Genomic DNA, 6,316 nt, shown 5'->3' with positions numbered 1-6,316 from the left:
AAGCAGCCCCGACAAAGGCCCGCATTTTTCCTGATGAGACCGGTTGGCAGGTTTTGGGGCTGCTTCGCAGCCCAGCGCGGGGCAAGCCCGCTCACCACGGTTACTCGCTACGCAGGGTAATCACCGGCCAACCCCGTTTCTCGGCTTCAGCGCGCAGATTCGGATCCGGATCCACCGCCACCGGATGCGTCACCTGCTCCAACAGCGGCAGGTCATTCATCGAGTCGCTGTAGAAGTAACTGTCTTCCAGGCTGTGCCCGGTTTCTTCCAACCACCGATTCAAGCGCGTCACCTTGCCTTCACGAAAGCACGGCACATCAGTGCTGCGCCCGGTGTAGCGGCCATTTTCCATCTCGCACTCGGTGGCGATCAGCGTCTCGACGCCCAGGCGTGCGGCAATTGGCGCGGTGACGAAACGGTTGGTGGCGGTGATGATCACCAGCTTGTCGCCAGCGGCGCGGTGCTTGGCCAGCAGTTCAGCGGCCAGGGGCAGCATGATCGGCTCGATGCAGTCGCGCATATAGTCGTTATGCCATTCGTCCAGCTGGGCCATCTCGGTGCGGCCGAGGATTTCCAGGCAGAAGTTCAGGTAGGCGACGTTGTCCAGCTTGCCGGCCAGGTAGTCCTGGTAGAACTCGTCGTTGCGGGCTTTGTAGGCGACCGCGTCGAGAATCCCCCGCTCGCAGAGGTAATCGCCCCAGGCGTGGTCGCTGTCACCGCCGAGAAGGGTGTTGTCCAAGTCGAATAAAGCCAGGCGCATTGCAGTTACTCGCTGAAAAGTCTGTAAAAAGGCGTCCAGAATACGGTCTTTTCACAAGAGTGCACATAAGGTAAGAAGCCTCGTTGCCGCTGGAACAACCTTTGTGGAACAATGCGGCGACATGCGTTTGCGAGGTTGTTGCCGTGATCGACCCCGATGGTTTCCGTCCTAATGTCGGGATTATTCTTACGAATGATGCCGGACAGGTGCTATGGGCTCGCCGAATCAACCAAGATGCCTGGCAGTTTCCTCAAGGCGGAATCAACCCCGACGAAACCCCTGAAGACGCCTTGTACCGTGAGTTGAACGAAGAAGTCGGCCTTGAGCGTGAAGATGTGCAGATTTTGGCCTGTACCCGGGGCTGGTTGCGCTATCGTTTGCCGCAACGCCTGGTGCGTACCCACAGCCAACCGCTGTGCATCGGCCAGAAGCAGAAATGGTTTCTCCTGCGCCTGATCTCCAACGAGCAGCGGGTGCGGATGGATTTGACCGGTAAGCCGGAGTTCGATGGCTGGCGTTGGGTCAGTTATTGGTACCCGCTGGGCCAGGTGGTGACATTCAAGCGCGAGGTTTATCGTCGCGCTCTCAAAGAGCTTGCCCCGCGCCTTTTAGCGCGCGACTGACGACGGAGTTCGACCCCGAGCCATGCTCAATACGCTGCGCAAGATCGTCCAGGAAGTTAACTCCGCCAAGGATCTCAAGGCGGCGTTGGGGATTATTGTGTTGCGCGTCAAGGAAGCCATGGGCAGCCAGGTCTGCTCGGTTTACCTGCTGGACCCAGAGACCAACCGTTTTGTGCTGATGGCCACCGAGGGCTTGAACAAGCGCTCCATCGGCAAGGTCAGCATGGCGCCCAATGAAGGTCTGGTGGGCTTGGTGGGGACGCGTGAAGAACCCCTGAACCTTGAAAACGCGGCCGATCACCCGCGTTATCGCTACTTTGCCGAAACCGGCGAAGAGCGCTACGCCTCGTTCCTCGGCGCACCGATCATTCACCACCGCCGCGTCGTCGGCGTATTGGTCATCCAGCAAAAAGAACGTCGCCAGTTCGACGAGGGCGAAGAAGCCTTCCTCGTGACCATGAGCGCGCAGCTCGCCGGGGTTATCGCCCACGCCGAAGCCACCGGCTCGATTCGCGGCCTGGGCGGCCAGGGCAAGGGGATCCAGGAAGCCAAGTTCGTCGGTGTACCGGGTTCACCGGGGGCGGCGGTCGGTACTGCCGTGGTCATGTTGCCGCCGGCCGACCTCGATGTGGTGCCGGACAAGCACGTCGACGACATCGACGCTGAAATCAAACTGTTCAAGACGGCCCTGGAAGGCGTGCGCGCCGACATGCGCAACCTGTCGACCAAGCTGGCCACCCAGCTGCGCCCCGAAGAGCGCGCGTTGTTCGACGTGTACCAGATGATGCTCGACGACGCGTCCCTCGGGAACGAAGTCAAGACCGTGATCAAGACCGGCCAGTGGGCCCAGGGCGCGCTGCGCCAGGTGGTCACCGATCACGTCAACCGTTTCGAATTGATGGACGACGCCTACCTGCGCGAGCGGGCCTCGGATGTGCGTGACCTCGGCCGCCGCCTGCTGGCCTACCTGCAGGAAGACCGCAGCACCAACCTGGTCTACCCCGACAACACCATCCTGATCAGTGAAGAACTGACCGCCACCATGCTCGGCGAAGTGCCTGAAGGCAAGTTGGTGGGCCTGGTCTCGGTCCTGGGTTCGGGTAACTCCCACGTCGCGATCCTGGCCCGGGCCATGGGCATTCCGACGGTGATGGGCCTGGTGGACCTGCCGTACTCCAAGGTCGACGGTATCGACATGATCGTCGATGGCCATCGCGGCGAGGTGTTTACCAACCCCAGCGAAGTCCTGCGCAAGCAATACGCCGAGGTGGTGGAAGAAGAGAAGCAACTGGCGCTCGGGCTCGATTCCTTGCGCGAACTGCCGTGCGTGACCCTCGACGGTCACCGTGTACCGCTGCTGGTCAACACCGGCCTGCTGGCCGATGTGGCACGCGCGCAACAGCGCGGTGCCGAAGGGGTGGGGCTGTACCGCACTGAAGTGCCGTTCATGATCAACCAGCGGTTCCCGAGTGAGAAGGAGCAACTGGCGATTTATCGCGAGCAACTGTCCGCCTTCCACCCGTTGCCGGTGACCATGCGCAGCCTGGACATTGGCGGCGACAAGTCACTGTCGTATTTCCCGATCAAGGAAGACAACCCCTTCCTCGGCTGGCGCGGTATTCGCGTTACCCTCGACCACCCTGAAATCTTCCTGGTGCAGACCCGTGCCATGCTCAAGGCCAGCGAAGGCCTGAACAACCTGCGCATCCTGCTGCCGATGATCTCCGGCACCCATGAGCTGGAAGAAGCCTTGCACCTGATCCACCGTGCCTGGGGCGAAGTGCGCGACGAAGGCGCCGACGTACCGATGCCGCCGATTGGCGTGATGATCGAAATCCCGGCGGCGGTGTACCAGGCCAAGGAACTGGCGCGGCAGGTGGACTTCCTGTCCGTGGGCTCCAACGACCTGACCCAGTACCTGCTGGCCGTGGACCGTAACAACCCACGGGTGGCCGATCTTTACGACTACCTGCACCCGGCGGTGCTGCAAGCCCTGCAACACGTGGTGCGCGACGCCCATGCCGAGGGCAAGCCGGTGAGCATCTGCGGTGAAATGGCCGGTGACCCGGCGGCGGCGGTGCTGTTGATGGCGATGGGCTTTGACAGCCTGTCGATGAACGCCACCAACCTGCCGAAGGTGAAGTGGATGCTGCGCCAGGTTGAACTGAGCATGGCCAAGGATCTGCTGGCGGAGTTGATGACCATCGACAACCCGCAGGTTATCCACAGCTCGCTGCAATTGGCGCTGAAAAACCTGGGGCTGACGCGGATGATCAACCCGGCGTCTGCCAAGACCCTTTAATGGCGATACGCAGCCCCGCCCGTAGCAGCTGTCGAGCGCGCGAGGCTGCGTAGGGCGCGCTGCTGGGTAAGACGGCATCAGCGTCAGAACTTGAGTTCTACCTCTCCGAGCCGTCCACCATGCGGTCCAAAGCTGCGCTCCACCATCCGCCGCGTGCCATCGGCATTCACAATCAACGCCGTGCTCGCCCGTGTCCCATAACTGGGGCTGGCGATAAACACACTCGACAGCAAACTCTCCGTCGCCAACCCCACGCCGGTATCCGGCAGCTCGGCAAACGGTGCAATCTGCGGATCGCTCAGAATCTCCAGTAGCGCTTCGGGCCGGGGATCGTTCAGCAACTCACTCAGCGCGGCTTTGGCCTTAAGCAGTTTTGGCCAAGGTGTATCCAGCCCTGCATTGGATAACCCATACACGCCCGCTTTCAACTGCGTCGGCTCGGTGTGATTGGCGTTGTAATGCCACAACTCTTCCCGCGTCCCCACCAGCAGGTTAAACCCGGCATATTCAATCGAACGGCCATTAACGTCGGCCAAATACTGGTCAACCGGCAGCGAACCACTGAGAAACCGTGCCACCAGTTCCCCGCGGGACTTGCGTGCCGGCGGCTGGTGCGGATCACGGATATTGGTCAGGGCCGCAAACCGCCCATCGGTATTCACGCCCAGCCAGGTGCCGCCCGCTTCCTGGTCGCGGCCGGCGTAGACCTCGGGCGCATCCGGCCACTGCGCCAGCGGCAGGCTGGGGCGGGCGTAGAACTCGTCACGGTTGGCCGCGACGATCAGCGGCTGGGCATGGCCCGGCCGCCAGGCAAAAACAATCAGGCACATCAGGCGATTCCCGTTTGTGTTTTTTGCCACTCTACCCACACCGGCAGCGGCGTTCCATCGTATCCAGTTGGGTCGCATGCCTTCCATCCGTTAACATGCCGGACCTGGTTTGGGGGCTCCCATGGAATTTCTGCTGTATTTGCTGCTGGGCGCGTGCGCGGGCGTGCTCGCCGGGCTGTTTGGCGTGGGCGGCGGGATCATCATCGTGCCGGTGCTGGTGTTCAGCTTCACCTTGCAGGGCTTCGACCCGCAGGTGCTGACCCACCTGGCCGTGGGCACCTCCCTGGCGACGATCATCTTTACCTCGGTCAATGCCGTGCGTGAGCACCACCGACGTGGCGCGGTGCGTTGGCCGATCTTTGTCTGGATGACCGTGGGCATCCTGCTCGGCGCCGGCTTTGGTGCGCTGACCGCCGAGGCGATTTCCGGCCCCCACTTGCAGAAGGTCATCGGCGTATTCGCCCTGATCATCGCCGTGCAACTGGCCCTGGAGGTCAAGCCCAAGGCCAGCCGCACGGTACCGGGCAAGCTCGGCCTGACGGTGGCCGGTACCATGATCGGCTGGGCTTCGGCGATTTTCGGCATCGGCGGCGGCTCGCTGACCGTGCCGTTTTTGACCTGGCGCAGCGTGCCGATGCAACAGGCGGTGGCCACCTCGTCCGCCTGTGGCCTGCCGATTGCCCTGGCCAGTGCGTTAAGTTTCATGATTCTGGGCTGGCATGACCCGCTGTTGCCCGCTCATAGTCTAGGGTTCGTGTATTTGCCGGCGCTGCTGGGCATTGCCCTGACCAGCATGGTGTTTGCCCGTTTCGGTGCACGCCTGGCGCACCGGTTGTCGCCGCGCTTGCTCAAGCGGTTGTTCGCCGGCTTGCTGTTTTGTGTCGGTTTGAATTTTTTGCTGTAACGCAGGCTTAATCGCGCCCGGGCATGGTCCGGTCGCCATAACGAATGATTTAACGAGGAGTCGCAATGCTGCCTTACCCGCAGATCGACCCGGTGGCCCTGGCCATCGGTCCGCTGAAAATCCACTGGTACGGGTTGATGTACCTGATCGGCATCGGCGGTGCATGGCTGCTGGCCTCCCGGCGCCTGAACCGTTTCGACCCGACCTGGACCAAGGAGAAGCTCTCCGACATGGTGTTCTGGTTGTCGATGGGGGTGATCGTCGGCGGGCGCCTGGGGTATGTGCTGTTTTACGATCTCTCGGCCTACATCGCCAACCCGACGCTGATCTTCGAAGTGTGGAAAGGCGGCATGGCATTCCACGGTGGCTTTATCGGCGTGATGATCGCGGCCTGGTGGTTTGGCCGGCGCAACGGCAAGTCGTTCTTCCAACTGATGGACTTCGTCGCGCCGCTGGTGCCGATCGGCCTGGGCGCCGGGCGCATCGGCAACTTCATCAACGCCGAGTTGTGGGGCAAGCCGACCGACGTGCCGTGGGCCATGGTGTTCCCGCCGTTCAGCGACCCGGCGCAACTGCCGCGCCATCCGTCGCAGCTGTACCAGTTCGCGTTGGAAGGCGTGGCACTGTTCCTTATCCTGTACCTCTTTTCGCGCAAACCGCGCCCGACCATGGCCGTTTCCGGCATGTTCGCGCTGTTCTACGGGATCTTCCGTTTCATCGTCGAGTTCGTGCGCGTGCCGGATGCCCAGCTGGGTTACCTGGCATGGGGCTGGCTGACCATGGGACAAGTGCTCAGCCTTCCGATGATCCTGGTCGGCCTGGGCCTGCTGTGGTGGGCGTACAATCGCCCGCAACCGCTGAAGCACACCGCGCTTTAAATTCGAATGCCGAGGCCCG

The 6,316-nt window shown here is 62.0% G+C and carries 6 protein-coding genes; 4 read left to right on the top strand and 2 right to left on the bottom strand.

Annotation, left to right across the window (positions count from 1 at the left end; all coding sequences use genetic code 11):
- Positions 1-100 precede the first annotated feature (100 nt).
- A complete protein-coding gene (locus tag J1N02_RS11740; RefSeq protein WP_421147367.1) occupies positions 101-760 on the bottom strand; it encodes an HAD family hydrolase in 660 nt (219 codons plus the stop codon).
- A gap of 143 nt (positions 761-903) precedes the next feature.
- Between J1N02_RS11740 and J1N02_RS11735 the strand changes: the two genes are divergently transcribed.
- Both J1N02_RS11735 and ptsP read left to right on the top strand, forming a co-directional pair.
- Complete coding sequence (locus J1N02_RS11735) at positions 904-1,383, top strand: RNA pyrophosphohydrolase (protein ID WP_003176750.1); 480 nt, start codon at positions 904-906, stop codon at positions 1,381-1,383.
- 22 nt (positions 1,384-1,405) lie between these two features.
- On the top strand, positions 1,406-3,685 hold the full coding sequence (gene ptsP, locus J1N02_RS11730) for a phosphoenolpyruvate--protein phosphotransferase (RefSeq protein WP_027608425.1): 2,280 nt from the start codon (positions 1,406-1,408) through the stop codon (positions 3,683-3,685).
- A gap of 83 nt (positions 3,686-3,768) precedes the next feature.
- Here the strand turns inward: ptsP and J1N02_RS11725 are convergent, their stop codons facing one another.
- On the bottom strand, positions 3,769-4,515 hold the full coding sequence (locus J1N02_RS11725; RefSeq protein WP_098480768.1) for an NRDE family protein: 747 nt from the start codon (positions 4,513-4,515) through the stop codon (positions 3,769-3,771).
- 121 nt (positions 4,516-4,636) lie between these two features.
- Here J1N02_RS11725 and J1N02_RS11720 point away from each other — a divergent pair, with 121 nt between their 5' ends.
- Entirely contained in the window at positions 4,637-5,419 is a 783-nt protein-coding gene (locus J1N02_RS11720) for a sulfite exporter TauE/SafE family protein (RefSeq protein WP_027608427.1), read from the top strand.
- Between the two features lie 65 nt (positions 5,420-5,484).
- The gene (lgt, locus tag J1N02_RS11715; protein WP_027608428.1) at positions 5,485-6,297 is read left to right on the top strand and encodes a prolipoprotein diacylglyceryl transferase; all 813 of its coding nucleotides are present in this window, start codon (positions 5,485-5,487) and stop codon (positions 6,295-6,297) included.
- Positions 6,298-6,316: the final 19 nt, after the last annotated feature.

This window comes from Pseudomonas sp. NFX5 (assembly GCF_049132125.1).
GTDB lineage: Bacteria > Pseudomonadota > Gammaproteobacteria > Pseudomonadales > Pseudomonadaceae > Aquipseudomonas > Aquipseudomonas marginalis.
Note: the sequence above shows the minus strand (reverse complement) of the source record. Positions and strands in the feature narration are given on the sequence as shown.

Excerpts from the sequence above, each read along its gene's own strand:
- J1N02_RS11740 (WP_421147367.1), bottom strand. The coding sequence starts at position 760 with ATGCGCCTGGCTTTATTCGACTTGGACAACACCCTTCTCGGCGGTGAC.
- J1N02_RS11720 (WP_027608427.1), top strand. The coding sequence starts at position 4,637 with ATGGAATTTCTGCTGTATTTGCTGCTGGGCGCGTGCGCGGGCGTGCTC.
- J1N02_RS11725 (WP_098480768.1), bottom strand. The coding sequence starts at position 4,515 with ATGTGCCTGATTGTTTTTGCCTGGCGGCCGGGCCATGCCCAGCCGCTG.
- ptsP (WP_027608425.1), top strand. The coding sequence starts at position 1,406 with ATGCTCAATACGCTGCGCAAGATCGTCCAGGAAGTTAACTCCGCCAAG.
- lgt (WP_027608428.1), top strand. The coding sequence starts at position 5,485 with ATGCTGCCTTACCCGCAGATCGACCCGGTGGCCCTGGCCATCGGTCCG.